At 69.3% G+C, this 18,745-nt stretch carries 14 protein-coding genes and 1 pseudogene; 11 read left to right on the top strand and 4 right to left on the bottom strand.

Annotated elements, in window-relative coordinates; translation table 11 throughout:
* Window positions 1-60 precede the first annotated feature (60 nt).
* Window positions 61-1,029 (top strand): NAD(P)H-quinone oxidoreductase, encoded by a 969-nt coding sequence (locus tag G6W55_RS16010; protein WP_175521513.1) that lies wholly within the window; start codon window positions 61-63, stop codon window positions 1,027-1,029.
* 26 nt (window positions 1,030-1,055) lie between these two features.
* On the opposite strand, the gene G6W55_RS16005 is transcribed toward G6W55_RS16010, so the two are convergent.
* Window positions 1,056-2,522 carry a catalase gene (locus G6W55_RS16005; protein ID WP_175521594.1) on the bottom strand — a complete coding sequence of 489 codons (1,467 nt, stop codon included), beginning with the start codon at window positions 2,520-2,522 and terminating at the stop codon, window positions 1,056-1,058.
* A gap of 330 nt (window positions 2,523-2,852) precedes the next feature.
* On the opposite strand from G6W55_RS16005, the gene G6W55_RS16000 reads away from it, so the two are divergent.
* Together G6W55_RS16000 and G6W55_RS15995 are read left to right on the top strand one after the other, a co-directional pair.
* Window positions 2,853-5,159: a TIM-barrel domain-containing protein gene (locus G6W55_RS16000; RefSeq protein WP_309243726.1), complete on the top strand. Its 2,307-nt coding sequence runs from the start codon at window positions 2,853-2,855 to the stop codon at window positions 5,157-5,159.
* Window positions 5,160-5,604: 445 nt separating this feature from the next.
* Complete coding sequence (locus G6W55_RS15995) at window positions 5,605-6,549, top strand: LysR family transcriptional regulator (protein ID WP_175521592.1); 945 nt, start codon at window positions 5,605-5,607, stop codon at window positions 6,547-6,549.
* Between the two features lie 366 nt (window positions 6,550-6,915).
* On the opposite strand, the pseudogene G6W55_RS15990 reads toward G6W55_RS15995, so the two are convergent.
* Window positions 6,916-8,148 (bottom strand): annotated as a pseudogene (locus tag G6W55_RS15990) (glycoside hydrolase family 27 protein); the annotation flags it as partial.
* A 304-nt stretch (window positions 8,149-8,452) separates the two neighbouring features.
* Between G6W55_RS15990 and snpA the strand changes: the two are divergent.
* The 6 genes from snpA (at window position 8,453) to G6W55_RS15960 (ending at window position 15,248) form a co-directional block, all read left to right on the top strand.
* Window positions 8,453-9,163, top strand: coding sequence for a snapalysin (gene snpA, locus G6W55_RS15985; protein ID WP_175521511.1), 711 nt, complete (start codon window positions 8,453-8,455; stop codon window positions 9,161-9,163).
* A 160-nt stretch (window positions 9,164-9,323) separates the two neighbouring features.
* Window positions 9,324-10,109 carry a DeoR/GlpR family DNA-binding transcription regulator gene (locus G6W55_RS15980; RefSeq protein WP_175521510.1) on the top strand — a complete coding sequence of 262 codons (786 nt, stop codon included), beginning with the start codon at window positions 9,324-9,326 and terminating at the stop codon, window positions 10,107-10,109.
* A gap of 266 nt (window positions 10,110-10,375) precedes the next feature.
* Entirely contained in the window at window positions 10,376-11,404 is a 1,029-nt protein-coding gene (locus G6W55_RS15975) for an ROK family protein (protein WP_175521509.1), read from the top strand.
* A 473-nt stretch (window positions 11,405-11,877) separates the two neighbouring features.
* A complete protein-coding gene (locus tag G6W55_RS15970) occupies window positions 11,878-12,342 on the top strand; it encodes a DUF485 domain-containing protein (RefSeq protein ID WP_175521508.1) in 465 nt (154 codons plus the stop codon).
* A 2-nt stretch (window positions 12,343-12,344) separates the two neighbouring features.
* Window positions 12,345-13,952 (top strand): cation acetate symporter, encoded by a 1,608-nt coding sequence (locus G6W55_RS15965; protein ID WP_175521507.1) that lies wholly within the window; start codon window positions 12,345-12,347, stop codon window positions 13,950-13,952.
* A gap of 207 nt (window positions 13,953-14,159) precedes the next feature.
* On the top strand, window positions 14,160-15,248 hold the full coding sequence (locus G6W55_RS15960; protein ID WP_244368504.1) for a S1 family peptidase: 1,089 nt from the start codon (window positions 14,160-14,162) through the stop codon (window positions 15,246-15,248).
* A gap of 86 nt (window positions 15,249-15,334) precedes the next feature.
* Here G6W55_RS15960 and G6W55_RS15955 read toward each other — a convergent pair whose 3' ends face one another.
* Window positions 15,335-16,147, bottom strand: coding sequence for an amidohydrolase family protein (locus G6W55_RS15955; protein ID WP_175521505.1), 813 nt, complete (start codon window positions 16,145-16,147; stop codon window positions 15,335-15,337).
* Window positions 16,148-16,328: 181 nt separating this feature from the next.
* Between G6W55_RS15955 and G6W55_RS15950 the strand changes: the two genes are divergently transcribed.
* A complete protein-coding gene (locus G6W55_RS15950; protein WP_175521504.1) occupies window positions 16,329-17,555 on the top strand; it encodes a CdaR family transcriptional regulator in 1,227 nt (408 codons plus the stop codon).
* Between the two features lie 24 nt (window positions 17,556-17,579).
* Here G6W55_RS15950 and G6W55_RS15945 read toward each other — a convergent pair whose 3' ends face one another.
* Window positions 17,580-17,846 (bottom strand): hypothetical protein, encoded by a 267-nt coding sequence (locus G6W55_RS15945; RefSeq protein WP_175521503.1) that lies wholly within the window; start codon window positions 17,844-17,846, stop codon window positions 17,580-17,582.
* Window positions 17,847-18,092: 246 nt separating this feature from the next.
* Between G6W55_RS15945 and G6W55_RS15940 the strand changes: the two genes are divergently transcribed.
* Window positions 18,093-18,704 (top strand): DUF1269 domain-containing protein, encoded by a 612-nt coding sequence (locus tag G6W55_RS15940; protein WP_175521502.1) that lies wholly within the window; start codon window positions 18,093-18,095, stop codon window positions 18,702-18,704.
* The last annotated feature ends 41 nt before the right edge of the window (window positions 18,705-18,745 follow it).

The following is an 18,745-nucleotide window of genomic DNA, read 5'->3' as shown; positions in this document are numbered from 1 at the left end:
CGGCGCATACTTCGGGCTCGTAATGTATGTGATGTAAACATTCGAGGGAGCGGAGTTGTCATGAAGGCGGTATCGATCACGGAGCACGGTGGCCCTGAGGTCCTGAAGTGGGTCGAGGCCGAGGACCCGACGCCCGCCGCCGGTGAGGTCGTCATCGATGTGGTGGCGAGCGCTCTGAACCGGGCGGACGTCATGCAGCGCTGGGGGCTCTACCCGCTCCAGCCGGGCTGGTCGCCGTATCCCGGCCTGGAGGTCTCCGGCCGGATCGGCGCCGTCGGCGAGGGAGTCACCGGCTGGCAGGTGGGCGACGAGGTCTGCGCCCTGCTGACCGGCGGCGGCTACGCGCAGAAGGTCGCCGTTCCCGCCGGACAGCTCCTCACCGTCCCCGAGGGCATCGGGCTGACGGAGGCGGCGGGCCTTCCCGAGGTCACCGCCACCGTCTGGTCCAACATCGTCATGACCGCGCGTCTGAAGCCGGGCGAGACGATCCTCGTGCACGGCGGCGCCGGCGGGGTCGGCACGATGGCGATCCAGATCGCCAAGGCCCTGGGCGCCCGCGTCGTCACGACCGTCGGCGGCCCGGAGAAGGCCGCCCGGGCCCGGGATCTGGGCGCCGACGTGGCGATCGAGCACCGCACCGAGGACTTCACGGAGCACGGCCCCTACGACGTGATCCTCGACGTCGTCGGCGGCGACTACCTGGAGCGGAACGTCCGGTCCCTCGCCGCCGACGGCCGTCTGGTCGTCATCGGCCTCCAGAAGGGGCTCGACGGCCGGCTCGACCTCGCCGAGCTGGTCTTCAAACGGGCCTCCGTACACGGCACCACCCTGCGGACCCGTTCCACGGAGGACAAGGCCGAGATCGTGGCCGAGGTCCGGAAGAACGTCTGGCCCATGATCGAGGACGGCAGGGTGAAGCTGGTCGTCGAGCGGACCGTGCCCCTGGCGGACGCCGCCGAGGGCCACCGGCTCATGGAGGCCGGCGGCCACCTCGGCAAGATCCTGCTGGTGAACGACGAGCACGCGTGAACGCCTGACGAAGGGCCCCGGGGGAGCTACGACCCCTGCTTCCCCTTGGCCCGCACACCCTCCTCGATGCGCTTGCCGACCCCGGCGTCGATGTTCGTCCAGTAGACGAAGGCGCGCTCCAGGACCGGCTCGCTCACCCCGTCGAGAAGGTGCCCGACCACGTTGTCCACGAGCCGGTCGCGGGCCGCGTCGTCCAGGACCTCGCGCACGAGCGTGCCGGGCTGTCCCCAGTCGTCGTCCTCCGGATGCGAGACGTAGGCCGCCCGGGTGATCTCACCGTCGGCGATCCAGCTCGGCGGGCTCCCGAACCGCTCGGTGTCGGCGGCGGGACCGCCCTTCGAGTTCGGCGCGTACACCGGATCGGACGTCTTCCGGTAGGCCATCGCGCCGTCCTTGGAGTACGTGTGGACGTCGACGACGGGCGCGTTCACCGGGAGCTGCTGGTAGTTCGTGCCGATGCGGGCCCGGTGGGCGTCCGCGTACGAGAAGAGCCGCGCCAGCAGCATCCGGTCCGGGCTCGGACCGATGCCGGGGACCAGGTTGTTCGGCTGGAACGCCGCCTGCTCGATCTCGGCGTGGTTGTCGGTGGGATTGCGGTCCAGGGTCATCCGGCCCACCGGGATGAGCGGATAGTCGCCGTGCGGCCAGACCTTGGTGAGGTCGAACGGGTTGAAGCGGTACGCCGCCGCCTCGTCGTACGGCATGACCTGCACATGCAGGGTCCACGACGGGAAGTCGCCGTCCCGGATGTGCTCGAACAGATCCCGCATGTGGAAGTCGGAGTCGGCGCCCGCCATGCGGTCGGCCTCCTCCTGGGTGAAGAACTCGATGCCCTGATCGGTCTTGAAGTGGTACTTCACCCAGAAGCGCTCGCCGGACGCGTTGATCCACATGTAGGTGTGGGAGGTGTAGCCGTTCATATGGCGCCAGGTCCGCGGGACGCCGCGGTCGCCCATCAGCCACGTCACCTGGTGCGCCGACTCCGGCGAGAGGGTCCAGAAGTCCCACTGCATGTCGTGATCACGCAGATTGTTGTCGGCGCGGCGCTTCTGGGACCGGATGAAGTGCTGGAACTTCATCGGATCCTTCACGAAGAACACCGGCGTGTTGTTGCCGACCATGTCGTAGTTGCCCTCGGACGTGTAGAACTTCACCGCGAAGCCCCGAGGATCCCGCCAGGTGTCCGGGCTGCCCCGCTCACCGGCCACCGTGGAGAAGCGGGCGACCAGGTCGGTACGGGTCCCCGGCTGGAACAGCGCCGCCTTGGTGTACCGGCTGACGTCGTGGGTGACCTCGAAGTGTCCGAACGCGCCGCTGCCCTTGGCGTGCGGCTGGCGTTCCGGGATACGTTCACGGTTGAACTGCGCCATCTGTTCGATCAGGTAGGCGTCCTGGAGCAGGATGGGGCCGCCGGGCCCAACGGTGAGCGAGTGCTCGTCGCTTTCCACCGGGGCACCGGAGTCGGTCGTCGTCGCGGGTCGGCTCTCGGTCATCACGGTCTGCCTTTCGTTGTCGCGCACACCTACCTTCTTCCTGCACGGCCGAAGCCGCTACCTGAGGTGGGGTGCCCTGATCGGCGTCCGCTACGCCCCGACGGTGCCGTTCAGGGGCCGCCGCTCCACTGCCCGCGATAGCGCCAGACGATCACAAACGCGTATCTGTCGCGCGCCCGCGACGCTTCGTACTGTGCGAGCGACCTGACATGTCCAGGTCGGTTCTTCCCGGTCGCTGTTCGGCCCCCCCACCCCGACCCGAGGAGCTCCACAGTGAGAACCCTGTCCCGGCGGCGATCCCCGTGCACACCGGGGACCTTCCGCACCCTGGTGAAGTTACTCTGTCTCGCGCTCGTCGCGGCCGCGGTGTCCGTGGCCGGCCCGGTCACCACCGCTTCGGCGGCGACGGCGGGCTCCGCCACGGGAATCACCCAGTCCGGCAACACCTTCACGGTGTCGACGACCAGCGCGGCCAAGGCGCGGGTGGTCGTCGCGCGTGCCGACATCTTCCGGATCTGGCTGTCGCCGGACGGCGGCTTCACCAACGACCCCGCCGGTTCGGATCTGGCCGTGAGGACCAACTTCGGTTCGGTGACGACCAGTTCGTCGGACGCCGGCACCTACTTCAGGATCACCACACCCCAGGTGACCATCCGGGTGAACAAGTCGCCCCTCATGTTCTCGGTGTACCGCGCCGACAACACCACCCTGGTCTGGCAGGAGACACAGCCCACCTCCTGGACCGGCGGCCAGACCACGCAGTACCTCGCCCAGGGCGCCGACGAGCAGTTCTACGGAACGGGTCTGCGGCTGGGGGAGTGGGCGCTGCGGGGCAAGACCGTCCCGGTCGCCGTCGACAACCGGTGGCGCGAGAACAACAACGCCAGCCCCGCCCCCTTCTACATGTCCACCAACGGCTACGGCGTCATGCGCAACACCTGGGCGCCGGGCTCGTACCGCTTCGCCTCGCCGGGCGCGTTCACCCACAACGAGAACCGCTTCGACGCCTGGTACGTCGTCGCCGGCTCGCCCAAGGGCGTGCTGAGCGCGTACACCGACGTCAGCGGCAAGCCCTTCCTCGCACCGATGTGGGGGTTCCAACTGGGCAACGCCGACTGCTGGAACGCCTCCAACCCCGACTACCAGGGCAATCACAACCGGGCACGGCACCAGGTCACCCCGGACGTGGTCGGATACGCCGACGACGCCCGCAACGCCGACATGCCCTCCGGCTGGTTCCTGCCCAACGACGGCTACGGGTGCGGCTACACCAACCTGCCCGACACCGTGTCGCGGCTCAAGGACAAGGGTTTCCAGACCGGACTGTGGACCTCGACCGGACTCGGGAACATCGGCTACGAGGTGGGCGTCGCGGGCTCGCGCGGCGTCAAGACCGATGTCGCCTGGGTCGGCCGCGGGTACAAGTACGCCTTCGACGCCGTCAAGCAGGCCGTGGCCGGCATCGAGAACAACTCCGACGGCCGCCGCTTCGTCTGGACGGTCGACGGCTGGGCCGGCACCCAGCGCAACGCCATCGTCTGGACCGGCGACACCAACGGAAGCTGGGACGACATGCGCTGGCACGTGCCCGCCATCGCGGGCGCCGGACTGTCGGCCCTGAACTACGCGTCCGGCGACGTGGACGGGATCTTCGGAGGAAGCCCCAAGACCTATGTCCGCGACCTCCAGTGGAAGGCCCTGCTGCCGACGTTCATGACCATGTCCGGCTGGGGTCCCACCAACCCGTCGGCCGGATACCAGGACAAGCAGCCCTGGCGGTTCGCCGAGCCGTACCTGTCCATCAACCGCAAGTACCTCAAGCTCAAGATGCAGTTGATGCCGTACCTCTACACGATGAGCCAGAACGCCAGCACGACCGGAGTGCCGAGCACCCGGGCCATGGTCCTGGAGTACCCCGACGACCCCGTCGCGCGCGGCAATCAGACCAGCGGCCAGTTCATGGCGGGTGACTCCTTCCTGGTCGCCCCGGTGGTCTCCGACACCACGGTCCGCAACAACATCTACCTCCCGGCCGGCACCTGGACCGACTACTGGACCGGCAGGAACTACTCAGGACCGGGCTGGATCAACAACTACAGCGCACCGCTCGACACCCTGCCCCTGTTCGTCAAGGGCGGCGCCATCGTCCCCATGTGGCCGCAGATGAACCACGTCGGCGAGAAGCCGGTGTCGACCCTCACCTACGACATCCACCCTTACGGCGACTCCTCGTTCACCCTCTACGAGGACGACGGCATCACCCGTGCCTACCAGAAGGGTGCGTTCACCGAGCAGGAGGTGAAGGTCACCGCCCCCACCTCGGGCACCGGTGACGTGCGTGTCTCCATGGAGGCGCCCAGAGGCTCCTTCACCGGCGAACAGTCGTCCCGCGCGTACGACTTCGGGATCCATGTGGCCAGCGCGCCGAGCAGTGTCAGCGTCGACGGCACCACGCTGAGGCCGCTCTCCTCGCGCAGCTCCTTCGCGGGGGCGTCGTCCGGGTGGTTCTACGACGACAAGGACCACTCGGGTGTCCTGCGGATCAAGGCGGGCCCGCAGTCCGGCGCGTTCAGCGTGACGGCGGCCGGTGTCACCCTGCCCACGCCCTCCGCGGTGGCCGCCGCACCGGTGAAGTAGCCACAGGGCGGACGGAGCACCGAGCCGAGCCGGTCAGGTGCCTGGGCTCCTCTCCACGGCGGAGGAGCCCAGGCACCTGTCCTGTGCGTAACCATGATTGATCTTGTGTGAAGATGACACTTGGAGTTCGCTCCATGGCATAATCACTCACCACCGCTCAGTAATCGCGATGTCGTGACTTGGTCACGCCGACACCTGACCAGTGTCGGCGTTCGGGCCGGTCGGCTTCGGCTCGGCGGGCCACGCGGAGCCGGAACCCTCTATCGGGTGTGCCCTCCGCCGGAGAAATCCGCCATGACCTCGAACTCTGGACGATCCGGGGCAGCTTCGCTGCAAGGATCCGTCCTATGACCTGCGAGAAGGGGGAATTCGGAAGCGCAGGGCGGTGCACCTGGCAAGCCGGGCGAGTAGGCCCGACTGCGCTCTCGCGTCTTCCGTACACGGCATGAAACTGGAAATACGGCACCTGGAAGTGCTGTGCTCCATCGCTGAGACCGGGAGCATACGCAAGGCGGCACGGGACCTGGGGATGAGTCAACCCGCCCTGACCACCCAACTGCGCCGTATCGAGGATGCTTTGGGAGCCAGGCTCTTCGCCCGGGAGCAGAACGGATGCCGGCTCACCCCGGCGGGACAGGCCGTACTGAGCAGAGCCCGCCCGCTGGTGGCGCAGATGAGCACGCTCATGACGGACATCAGGACCGCCGCCACCCGCACCGCGAGTACCGGACTTCGGATCGGTGCGACCGCCAACCGGGCCCTGCCGGGCTGGCTGCGGAGACTTCAGAAGCGCTTCCCCGACGTCCCCACGGCGCTTCACATCAACGTCTCCGCCCATTCCCTGTTGCAGGACCTGGCGCGAGGCCAGATCGATCTGGCGTTCGTCCACGAGGTCGAGGGATCTCCGCTGCGCGTACCGAACGGGCTGGAGGCATGGACCCTTCTGGACCGGGAGCCTCAGTTCATCTCGATGTCGGCCGATCACCCGGCCGCGGCGTGTGCCGTCGTCGACATCAGAGCACTCGCCGACGACCACTGGATGGTCGATCCGACGGTCGACGGTGAACTCGCCGCACTGCAAAGGGTGTTGCACGCCGCCGGAATAAACCCGCCCTTGGTGCAGGGGGATTATCGCGCCGTGAGCACACTCGTGATGATCGGTGCAGCGGTCGCCCCGTGCAGGCCGGTCGTGAACTCGTGCGAGGACATGGCCGTCCGGCCGCTCCGGGACGACCCGATCGCCGTGAAGCTTCTGGTCTTCTGCCGGGTCGGGACGGAGATGGAAAGCATCTGCGCCGACCTGAGATCCGCTTACGCCGAGGCGGCGTTCAGGACGCCGGCCTACCGTGAGTGGCTCGCCGCGCACGGCGACCCGCTGGGCGCCGGCTGAAGCCTCTAGGGGCCCCGAACCGGGGCCCCGGGCAAAGGCGTTCGGCAACCGCGGTCCTACACAGCGGGGAGTGCACGGAAGCCCTGCGAAAGACAAGCGAACCGAACCGAACCGAACCGATAACTCCGGGCTGTCGACGGCTGACATCTGCCTCGTCCGGCCCCTCGGGGTCCAAGATCCAGGCAGCGCACAGGGTGAAGGGAACCGGCTCAGGCCCTCGTTCACCGGCAGGGTCCACCGTCTACCTGCCGGGAGCGAAGCGAGAGCCGGCAGTCCGACCCGGGCGCGGCTGTGGGGCAGTGCTGCACCCTTCCCCCCGTAGGGCACAGCACTGCCCCCTGTTGTGCGTCAGCCGCCCGTCGCGGGCGACACCCGGTAGACGACGGTTCCATGGGCGGGCACGGTGGCGGAGATGTCTCCCGTCGTGCGGCTGGTGGTGTGCTGCCACAGGTCGCGGAGGGTGTAGGCACCGGCGGGGGGAAGCTGGACCGCCTGGGCCGTGGTCCTGATGGTCTGCGGCTGCCCCGTCTCATTGAACAGGGCCACCGCCCGGCTGCCGTCGGCGAGTTGCTTGACGATCACCCAGCGGCCTCCGCTCGACGACAGCACGGTGCCCTGCCGTCCCAGCCGGTCCTGATCGACGGCGATGATCTCCTTGTTGAGGAGGATCTGCATCGTCTGGGCGGAGGCGCGGCGCAGGTCGGTGCTGATGATGAGCGGTGCCGCCATCATCGCCCAGAGGGAGAAGTGGGTGCGGTACTCGGTGTCGCTCATACCGCCGTTGCCGACCTCGAGCATGTCGGGGTCGTTCCAGCGACCCGGGCCGGCGTACGCGGCCAGGGGCAGGTTCTGCTTGGCGATGTTCAGCATCGACGGCCAGTTGTCACGGATGTCGTACGTGGTGCGCCACATGTGCCCCGTGGCCGCTCCCCACTCCCACGGGCGGGTCGACCCCCATTCGCAGATGGAGAACACGATGGGCCTGCCGGTGGCGCGCAGGGCGTCGCGCATGGTGCGGTAGCGGGCGATCGTGGCGGCTTGGCCGCTGTCGGGGTTGTTGCAGTTGTCATACTTGAGCAGATCGACGCCCCAGTCGGCGAAGGTCTGCGCGTCGACGGTCTCGTGGCCGAGGCTGCCCGGGTAGCCGGCACAGGTGGCGCTGCCGCCGTCCTGGTAGATCCCGAACTTCAGGCCCTTGCTGTGCACGTAGTCCGCGGTCGCCTTCATGCCGCTGGGGAACTTCGCGGGATCGGCGACCAGCCGCCCTCGGGAGTCCCGGCTGCGGGTCATCCAGCAGTCGTCGATGTTGACGTAGGTGTAGCCGGCGTCCCGCAGACCGGTGCTGACGAAGATGTCGGCGGTCTGCTTGATCAACTGCTCGGTGACGTTGCAGCCGAAGGAGTTCCAGTTGTTGAACCCCATGGGTGGGGTGAGAGCCTGCCCGTCGTCCACGGCGACGACGGACGGCGCTGTGGCGTCGGGAGTGCGGGCGTCGCCGGAGTGAGTGTCGGCGGTGTGGGCGGTGGCTGTGGCAACCCCGCTCGCCCAGAGGGCCAACGCGGTCAGACACGACAGCACGGTGCGTGCGGGCACCTGCATGTGGCGTTCCCTTCGGTCAGGGGAATCGATTCCGATGGCGATGTGCGTGATGAGAAGCACGTGATCGATCGTGCGCGTTCATGCTCGATAGGAGCGCTTCGCAATCAGATGCGTGCAGACATAGCAGTGTGTTGACGTGTCTTTGTCAATACCCGGATTCCGTGCGGGCCCGTTTGTGACGATCCGTCGGACGATAGTTTCGCGCTATCCCCAATTGCCATGATCCGCCCGCCCCTTGATGTGCCCGACACTCCTCGACGGGTAGTCAGTTGCTGCCCTTCAGCCATGAGTAGGAGCCCCCCACATGAAGTGGCCCAAGGAGACCTCCGAGCCCGGAAAGCGTTCGCGGCGCTCTCTCGCCCTCGCGATCGGCGTCTGCCTGACGTCCGCACTGCTCGGCACCGTCACCGTCGCCCCGGCGAGCGCACAGACATCCGTGCCGGCCGGGCCCGCGTCCGCCGTCAGCCCGTTCGAACGGCCCGCGGTATCGGCGGAACGCGCCGCCGACAACACGGCGTTCTTCGAGGCCGTCGTCAAGTCGGTCGCGAAGAAGCACGCGAAGCAGCCGAGCCTGCGTGTGGCGACCGTCTACTACAACGCGTCCCGGGCGCCCAGCTTCAACTCGGCGATATCGAGCGCCGTCTCGATCTGGAACAGTTCCGTGTCGAACGTCAAGCTCCAGGCGACGTCCGGCAGCGGTGACCTGAGCTTCCAGGAAGGCAACGACCCGAGGGGCTCCTACGCCGCGACCGACGGTCACGGCAGGGGCTACATCTTCCTCGACTACGCGCAGAACCGCCGGTACGACCCGACGCGCGTCGCGGCCCACGAGACCGGCCACGCGCTCGGGCTCCCGGACCACTACAGCGGCCCGTGCAGCGAGCTGATGTCGGGCGGCGGCCCCGGCCCGTCCTGCACCAACGCCTACCCGAACGCCGCCGAGCGGAGCCGGGTCGAGCGACTGTGGGCCAACGGTCTGGCGAAGGCGCTGAAGAGTATGGGCGTCGCCCGCTGACCCGTAGGGTCGCACGGCGTGCGAGCCGCTCAGGTCACGGCTCGCACGCCGCGTATCCGACGTAAAGAGCAGGATTGCCTCCCTCTCACCGGTGACATCGTGCGCGAACGCGCAGCGACGCTGCGCGCGAGATGCGCGATCATGTGAGAGGGAGGCTTTCATGAACCGCTACGAACGACTGAACGCGATCCTGGAACTGCTCGGCGAGCGCAATCGGATCGAGGTCGAGGAGATCACCCAGGAGCTGGGGGTGTCCAGCGCCACGGCACGGCGCGACCTGGACCACCTCGCCGAGCAGCGCCTGCTGACGCGCACCCGCGGCGGCGCGGTCGCGCACGCGGTCGCCTACGACCTGCCGCTCCGCTACAAGACCGTGCGGCACGCCGACGAGAAGCTGCGGATCGGCCGGGCCGCGGCGGCACTCGTGTCTCCCGGCGCCGTCGTGGGGCTGAACGGCGGCACGACCACGACCGAAGTGGCACGAGCCCTGGTCATGGGCGCGGACATGGGCGGGGCCGACGACGACGTGAAGGTCACCGTCGTCACCAACGCCCTCAACATCGCCAACGAACTCGCCGTGCGCCCGCAGGTGAAGCTGGTCGTCACGGGCGGCGTGGCCCGCGCCCAGTCCTACGAGTTGATGAGCCCGCTGGCGGAGCGTGTCCTCGAGGAGCTGAGCCTGGACATCACCGTCCTGGGCGTCGACGCCATCGACCCCGACTCGGGAGCGGCGGCCCACCACGAGGGCGAGGCCGCGATCAACCGGCTGCTGGCCCGCCGTTCGGCCAAGGTGGTCGTCGTCGCCGACTCCTCGAAGATCGGCCGGCGGGCCTTCGCCTCGATCTGCCCGGTGACCCAGATCGACGTCCTGATCACGGACACCGAGGCCGCGGAGGAGGACGTCCAGCGCTTCCGCGACCGCGGCGTGCACGTGACGCAGGTGTAGCGGCGGAGGCCGCGCCGGCGTCTGAACTACGCGCGCGGGGAGGAACGTTGTCCTGAGTGGGAACGCGACGACACCCACCCCACGCAACCCGAGAGTGAATGAGCGAACATGCTCGCTATGGACCTTTAGCGCGCGTAACCTGTCATCGACGTGACAGCTCGGTCGGGTCTGTCGCCGCGCCTGAGTATGCGCAGGAGTCGGCCCGAGCATCGCGTCCCTCCCCGTGGACCCGCGCCGGTTCGATGCCAGGTCAGGAAAGAGTGTCCATGCACGAAGTCAAAGGGAACAGCGTCGCAGACCCGGCTCCTCGGGGATCGAAGACGACCGGGCCCGCCACAGTCATCGCGCTGGCACTGAGCCGGAGCCACATCGAGGGCGCTGTGGTCGGCGGGGACGAGGTGCTGACGCTCACGCACCGGAGGGTGGCGCCGTCGGTCGGTATCGACGAGTTCGTCGACCTGGCCCTGGACTGCACCACTGAGCTGAGGGAGCACTCCGGGCGGCTGGGCCGGCGTCCCGCGGCGGCCGGTGTCGTCCTCGCCGAGGACGGCGACGGCGTCAACGGACTCAGCCCGTTCGCGGGGGAGTACCACTGGCGCGGCGCGCCCGTCCGTGCCTGGCTGGAGGAACACCTCGACCTGCCGGTCACGGTCGGACACGACGTGCGGGCCGGCGGACAGGCCGAAGCCCGCCTCGGGGCCGGCCGCGGCAGCAGGGCCTTCCTGTACGTCCCGGCGGGCGACCGGATACCGGCGGTGCTCGTCCTCGACGGACACGCCCCGGAGAAGTCCCGGTTCTGCGTCGGCGACCTGGGGCGGCTGCCCACCTGGACCGGCGCTGCCGACACCGGGCGAGCCGAGCGCGTCGGGGACGTCGCCGCACCCCGTGCCCTGGGCCGCCGCTACGAGGCGGCCGGCGGCAGGGCCGGGCTCTCCGCCTTGTCCGTCCACCAGCGGGCCCGGGCGGGAGACCACGCCGCGGCCCACGTCTGGAACGAGGCCCTGGAGGCGTTCGCCGACGCGCTCGCCTCCGCCGTCATGGTCCTCGGCCCCGACCGCGTGGTCATCGGCGGCGACTACGCCGAGGCCGACAAGGCGTACTTCCGCCGGCTGCGGCGTGCCGTGGCCGGACGAACGGAGTCACGGCCGGCACCCGTGATCGTCCCCGCCCAACTGGGCCTCCAGGCCGCACTCCTCGGAGCCGCCCTGCTGACCCGCGGCGCACCGACGGACGTGGAACCGCCGATCCGACCGCGCCTCCTCACGGCCGTCCCCTCACCGCCCAACACCCGCTGAGCGAACGGCCGGCGCCCGCAAAAGAGCGGAGGCCCCCGGTGTGTGAACGCGCCGGGGGCCTCCGTGACCTGCCCCTGACGTGTCAGGTCGTACAGGAGCAGGAGCGGCGAAGCGAAATCCAGGAAGACGTCGGAAAGCCTGAATCGATGGCCTTGAGGCATTCGCGTAGGACCTGCCTTGTGAATGTCTCCGGGGCGCCCCATTTCTACTGGGCAGTAGCCGGACGGGAAAAGATCCTCCCGCGGTTTTCCCTATAGGTTTTCGCGATAGGTCGACGCTATATCCGACCGTCCGGGCGGAATGGACTCGCCTTTTCCTGGAGCTCCGAGCATCCGGATAGCCGTCGGCTATCAAGAGGTGACATCTCCTGATGAAGATCGCCGAGGTTCATGATCGGCACAAGTGCCCGGGACGGCGGGACCGCACAGCGCCACCTCCCCCCTCGGGCCCTGATCTACGCAAGGAGAGTCGGGATGACCGACGCGTTCTCGGCCCGTGAGCGGCCATCACGTCACACAGGTTCGCCGTACGACCGGACACCCCCGGTGCCGCCCTCGCCGCCGTCGTACGCCACGCACCGTCGGCGGCCGCACCCGCGGAAACAGCGACCGGGGCAGGGCGAGCCCCCGACGGCTCCCGGTCAGCACGGCGATCTGCGCATCCTGCGCGGCGCGTACCGGCGGCAGTGCCGCGTGGCCGTGTGCACCGCGCTCGGGTACTTCACGCTGTTCCTCGTGCTGTCCGCCTGCGCGCCGTCGCTCATGACGGGCACCGTCTCGGGCGGGCTGTCCGCGGGGCTGCTGCTCGGTCTGCTCCAGGTGCCCGTCACCTGCGTGTCCGTCGGCCTGTACGAGTACGCCGCGCGCCAGACCGTGGACCCGATCGCGGACCGCCTGCGCCGGCAGGCCGAACGGCTCGCCGCCCAGCAGGGGGTGTGACGATGGCCGCGTTCGACAGCTCCACCCAGGGCATGCTGCTGGTGGCCTTCTCGACGGTCGCCACCGTGATCCTGCTGCTGTGCGTGATGACAGGGCCGGAAGGGGACGACCTCGACGAGTTCTACACGGGGTACGGCTCCCTGTCGCCGATGCGCAACGGCCTCGCGATCGCGGGGGATTACATCTCCGCGGCGACGGTCCTGTCCACCAGCGGAGTCATCGCGCTCTACGGGTACGACGGCGTCGTCCTCGCACTGAGCACGGCCCTCTCCCTCACGCTGCTGATGTTCCTGCTGGCCGAACCCCTGCGCAACGCGGGCCGGTTCACCATGGGGGACGTGTTCGCCCGCCGGATGCCCGACCGGGGGGTGCGTATCGCCGCGTGTGCCGTGACGATCGCGGCGCTGGTTCCGCTGATGCTCATCCAACTCGCGGGAACCGGAGACCTGTTGGCGTTCCTCCTCGGCTTCTCCGACGACACGGTGAAGACGGGGTGCGTCATCGGCATCGGCGCGCTGATGATCAGCTACGCGGTGATCGGCGGGATGAAGGGCACGGCCGTCATCCAGATCCTGAAGATCGTCATGCTGCTCGGCTCAGGTGCGGTCGTGGCCGTACTCATCCTGCGGCAGTTCGACTGGGACCCGGGTGCGCTGTTCGCCGCGGCGGCGGAGAGGAGCGGGGTGGGGCCGGCCTTCCTCCAGTCGGGGCTTCAGTTCAGCGGTGGGTCGTATCCCCGGCTCGACATGATCAGTTCGGAGATCACCGTGGTGATCGGCGGGGCCTGTCTGCCGCACGTCACCATGCGCATGTACTCCGCGAGCAGCGCCCGGCAGGTACGCCGGTCGATGTCCTGGGCGGTGCCCTGCGTGGCGTTCTTCGTCCTGATCATCACGGTCGTGGGCTTCGGCGCGACGGCGCTGGCGGGCCGTGAGGCCATCGCCCGCGCCGACCCGACGGGCCGGACCGCCTATCTGCTCGGCTCGCGGGCCGCGTTCGGGGCCGACATGTCGACGGCGGAAGCCCTGCTGTTCACCACGGTCACCACCGCGCTCTTCCTCACCCTGCTCGCCTCGGTCGCGGGAATGATCCTGGCCTGCGCCAACACTCTCGCCCACGATCTGTTCACCAGCGGCGGACAGACCACCGCCCCTCGGGAGGTGACCGTCGCCCGCGTGTCCGCCCTCGCGGTGGGTGTGCCGACCATCTTCCTGGCGGCCGCCGTCCAGCAGCAGAACCTCCAGCCCCTGGCGGTGCTGTCCGTGTCCATCGGCGCGTCCGCACTCGCACCGGCTCTCGTCTACGGTTTGTTCTGGCGCCGCTATACCCGGACCGGCCTGCTATGGACCCTGATCGGCGGAACCGTCGCCACGATCGTCCTCATGACCGGAAGCAACCTGGTCTCCGGCTCTCCCTACGCCGCCTTCCCCGCCGCCGACTTCAACTGGTTCCCGTTCACCAGCACCGGCGTGATCTCCATCCCCCTGGGCTTCGCCTTCGGCTGGGCGGGGACGGTGTTCTCCTGCCGTCAGAAGGCCGAGGAACAAAGACGCCAGTACGAGGCCGTCGAAGCGAGCATCCTGGCCGGGATCGCACGACGGGAGAACTGAGGGGCGAGGGAAATACGATCGGCCCTCGACAACCTCTGGTTATCGCAATTCGCTATCTCGCGACTGTCCGCCCGTAGAAAGCGAATTGAACGCGTCGAAGTTTTCCCGCGTATCTCAGGAAGAACCTCTCCCTTCATTACCGGGCCGGGACCCGGTATCCCCACGGAAGGCCATGAGTTGAAGCACAGAAGGATCTCGAACCGAAAGATGGCGGTGGCCGCGGCCGGAATCACCGCCGTGACGGTGGCGGCCATCCTGCTGCCCAACGCCAACGCGTCACAGACGCCGTCGACGTCGGCGCGCACCCCCTCCGCGACCACCCTCAGTGCCGCATCGGCAGGAGAGCTGGCCGCGCGATTCGCTTCGCGCTTCGGCCAGTCGGTCGCCGGCTCCTACTACGACGCGTCCAAGAAGCAACTCGTGGTCAATGTCGTCAACGGTGACGAGGACGTGGCGGACCTCGTACGGAAGGCCGGCGGGCTGCCGCGCCTGGTCGAGCACAGCGGTGCCGAACTGGACGCAGCCGCAAAGAAGTTGAAGCAGCGGGCCACCATTCCCGGCACCTCCTGGGCCGTCGATCCGGTGACCAACCAGATCCAGGTCACGGCGGACAGCACCGTCACCGGCGCCAAGTGGGACAAGCTGGAAGCCGTGGTCGAGTCGCTCGGCGCCGGCACGGCCCGGATCGAGAAGTCGGCCGACCGGTTCACGCTCATGGTCGCGGGCGGGGACGCCATCTTCTCCGCGAGGTCACGCTGTTCGCTCGGCTTCAACGTCGTCAGGAACGGCGCCCCGGCCTTCCTCACCGCGGGCCACTGCACCGTCGGGAACAGGAACTGGTCCGACAGGCCGGGCCGCGCACCCATCGCGACCGCGCAGGCCACCCTCTTCCCGGGCAGGGGCGACTTCGCCCTCGTGACGTACAACAACCCCAACACCGTGGCGCCCAGCACGGTCAACCTGGGCGGCGGACGGAGCCTGCGGATCGTACGGGCGGCCAACGCGACCGTGGGTCAGACCGTGTCGCGCATGGGCAGCACCACCGGCCTGCGCAGTGGCCGGGTCACGGCACTCAACGCCACCGTGAACTACCCGGAGGGCACGGTCACCGGACTCATCCGCACCACCGTCTGCGCGGAACCGGGGGACAGCGGAGGCGCGATGTTCTCCGGCAACGGCAGCGCGATAGGGCTCACGTCTGGCGGCAGCGGCAACTGCCGGACCGGCGGCACCACGTTCTTCCAGCCGGTGACCACGGCACTGGCCGCGGTCGGTGCGACGCTCGGCACCGGCTGACAACGACGCTCGGCAGACACCGTGCGCGTGCCCGGCCTCCGGACACGCGCACGGTGTCCGTGCTCCTGAGTCCGCCGGTACGGCGATCAGAGGCTGAACACCCGCCGCGCGTTGCCGGACAGGAACAGCTCGGTGGTCTCCTCGTCCAGGCCCAGTTCACCGAGGTGCTCCAGTGCCTGACCGGGCGTGATCATGGGGTAGTTGCTGCCGAAGAGCACCTTCCTGCGGCCCCGGCCGCGCAGATAGTCGACCAGCTCGCGCGGGTAACGGCGGGCGGTGTAGGCGCTCGTGTCGATGTACACGTTGGCGTGCTTGTCGGCCACCGCGATCATCTCCGTGGTCCACGGATAGCCGATGTGCCCGCACACGATGGTCAGTTCGGGAAAGTCGAGCGCGACCTGATCGACGTACGGAATGGGGCGGCCTGTCTCGGAAGGCCGCAGGGGACCGGTGTGCCCGACCTGGGTGCAGAAGGGGATGCCGAGGTCGACGCAGGCGGCGTAGAGCGGGTAGTACAGCCGGTCGGTGGGCGGGAGTTGCCACAGCCAGGGCACGATCCGCAGGGCCACGAAGCCGAGTTCCTCGACGGCGCGGCGCAGTTCCCGCACGGCCTGTTCCGGCTTGGTGAGATCGGCGCCGGCCACCCCGCGCAGCCGTCCCCCGGACTGGCCTACGAACCCGGCCACCTCGTCGTTGCTGATCAACGGGCCCTGGGGGCCGTACCAGGCCGCCGAGAGTCCCGCCTCCACATCGGCCGCCGCCATCGCCGCCACCGTGGCCTCGACCGGCAGCGGCTCCTCCAGCAGGCCGCCGCCCGTCCATCGGCGCAGGGACTCGAACATCTCATGGTTGGAGTGACGGAGCGTGGGGTGCTGCATCCACGCGTCGACGACCGGCATCTGGTTCCCCTGTCTCTCTCATGACCCCGCTGACGCACCGAACGCGGCTAAGCGAACGCTTACCGCGACCCTATCCGGTCCGCCCGCCCCGCAGCCCCCGGGCGGTCGCCGCCGTGTCGCTCCGAACGACCGCCGCACCCCGGCGCCGGTAGCATCGGTGGAGGTCGGACCGGGAGCACTCATGACTGATCGAACCGCCGGAGACGGACGCGGCCGGGCACGGAACGCCGCGCTCACGGATCTGGCCGCGTGGGCCGAAAGGAAGCTGCCCACGTTGATCGAAGAGGTGTGCGCGGTCGCGCGCGACCGGATCGACCTCTACCGGACGGACGACATCGTTCCGCACGACGACCTGCACCGCTCCGTCGCGCTGAATCTCCAGTTCATCGTCAGCGGCCTCGCCGACCCGGATCACACGCCCGACCTGGCGGCACCCTCCGAGACCGGCCGACGCCGCGCCCATCAGCGCGCTCCGCTGCCCGAGGTGCTGCGCTGCTACCGCCTCGGATGCGCCATGCTCTGGGACATGCTGCTCGACCACGCCCGCGGCAGTGCACGGCCGGCCGTCCTGGACGCGCTGATCGACGCGTCGAGCACACTGTGGCGGCTCTCCGACGAACACGCCCTCGCGCTCACGGAGGCGTACCGCGCCGCGACCGCCGAGATCCTCGCCTCGCAGCAGCGACGGCGGTCGGCCCTGGTGGGGGCGCTGTTCACCGGACAGGTGGTGGTCGACTCCGGCGCCTGGGAGGTGGGCAAACTCCTCGGCCTGCCCCTCGACACGCGGCTGATGGTGGTGGCCGCGGAAACCGCGGGCCTCGCCGAAGAGAGCCTGGTCGGGGTGGAGCACCACCTCGCCGAGATCGGCGTCGTCTCGGCCTGGCAGCTCACCCCCACCCTCCAGGCCGGTGTGATCACCCTGCGCGAGGAGCAACTGGACGCCATCCTGGCCGTCCTGCGCGAATCGGCCGGCGCCCGCACCGGCGTCAGCCCGTCCTACTCCTCGCTCGCCGAGACACCGCGCGCCCTGCACCTCGCCCGTTGCGCGCTCGCCGAACTCCCGCCGGGCAAGACCGAGGTGCACCTGTTCAGCGCCAGCCCGCTCGCCGCGCTGATCGCCTACGACCCCGACGAAGGGCGCCGTCTGGCCAAGGAAGTCCTGGGCGCCGTACTCGAACTGCCGCGGGAGGACCGGGACGCGCTCCTGCACACCCTGCACGCCTTCGTCGACCACGCAGGATCGGCGGATCGCGCCGCACGGGTCCTGCACTGCCACCCCAACACGGTCCGCTACCGCCTCGGCCGGCTCCGCGAACTCACGGGCCGCTCACTGAGCGACCCACGGTCACTGGCCGAACTGGTCACCGCGGCCGACGCGGTGCGCCTCAGCCCCGACAACCGGAACTGAACCGCGGGCTGGTGAGACCCCCGGCTACAGACCTGCGCGGGACCCGGACGCCCGCGCCTGCGCGTCCGCGAACGCCTCATCGAGGGCGACGAGCAGATCCGCGGTCGTGGCGAACAGATTCCGCGCGTGCGGATCGGTGATCGAGGGCAGGTCGTCGCGCAGTTGGAGGACCAGTTCCCGAAGCCGGGCGCGCGCCCGCAACGACGGTCCCCGCAGCCCGTCGTCCACCCCTGCCGGGGACGCCCCGACGAACTCGCTGATGGTCACGGTTCGGAGATCCTCGTCGCTCATGTCCGGACTCCCTTCACCCGTGGCGTCCGCGGCCCGGCCCACCCCACCAAGCTAGCGACACGCACCACTTGGGGCAGCCGGGCTGAGCGATTCTGATTCCCCGCATAACCGGCGTTGTCGCACCGCCCAAAGATTGCCCCGCCGCGCCACGAGCGACGACCGGCCGCCCTAGCTTCTGCTGTGCGCGGCACGGGCCTTCGACCGCCCGCCCACCGCGCTTGCCGAGTCCGCACCGGAGAGGGAGTCATGGGTACGACGCGATCCCGGAACGTGGTAGTCATCCGATTCGACGACAGCGACAGGACCTACCGTGCGCTGTCCCAACTGAAGAAGGCCGACGCAGACGGCCTCATCGACGTCCACGCCGCCGTCATCGTCGAGCGGAAGGCCGACGGCTCCCTCGACGTCGCGGACGGGACGGACCACCAGATCGGCGAAGGGATCACCAAAGGCAGCCTGATCGGCCTGCTGGTCGGCATCCTGGGCGGGCCGTTCGGGCTGCTGCTGGGCTGGGGCGCGGGCGCGCTGATCGGCGGCGCCATCGACGCGGACAAGGCGTCCGAGACGGACGCCGTCATCGGCGCGTTCGCCAAGACGGTGCCCCCGGGCAGGAACGCGCTGATCACCGACGTCACCGAGACCCGCGAGAGTGTCATCGACACCGATGCGGCAGCGGACGGCGGCACCGTCACCCGGCGGCCTGCGCACGAGGTGCTGGACGAGATCGAGGCCGCTGCCGCCGCGGCCGAGGCGGCCCGGGACGCCGCGTCCGCCAAGCTGCGCGCGGAGAAGCGCGCGGAGCGCCGCGAAGAGTTCCACGAGCGCTGGGGACGCATTCGGCACGGCGTGCACCTGTAAGCGGCCGCGGCCGCCCGGCGGAGCGGATCCGCCGGGCGGCC

Origin of the sequence: Streptomyces sp. CAI-85 (assembly GCF_013363615.1) — a bacterium.
Taxonomy (GTDB): Bacteria; Actinomycetota; Actinomycetes; order Streptomycetales; family Streptomycetaceae; genus Streptomyces; species Streptomyces antibioticus_B.
Note: the sequence above shows the minus strand (reverse complement) of the source record. Positions and strands in the feature narration are given on the sequence as shown.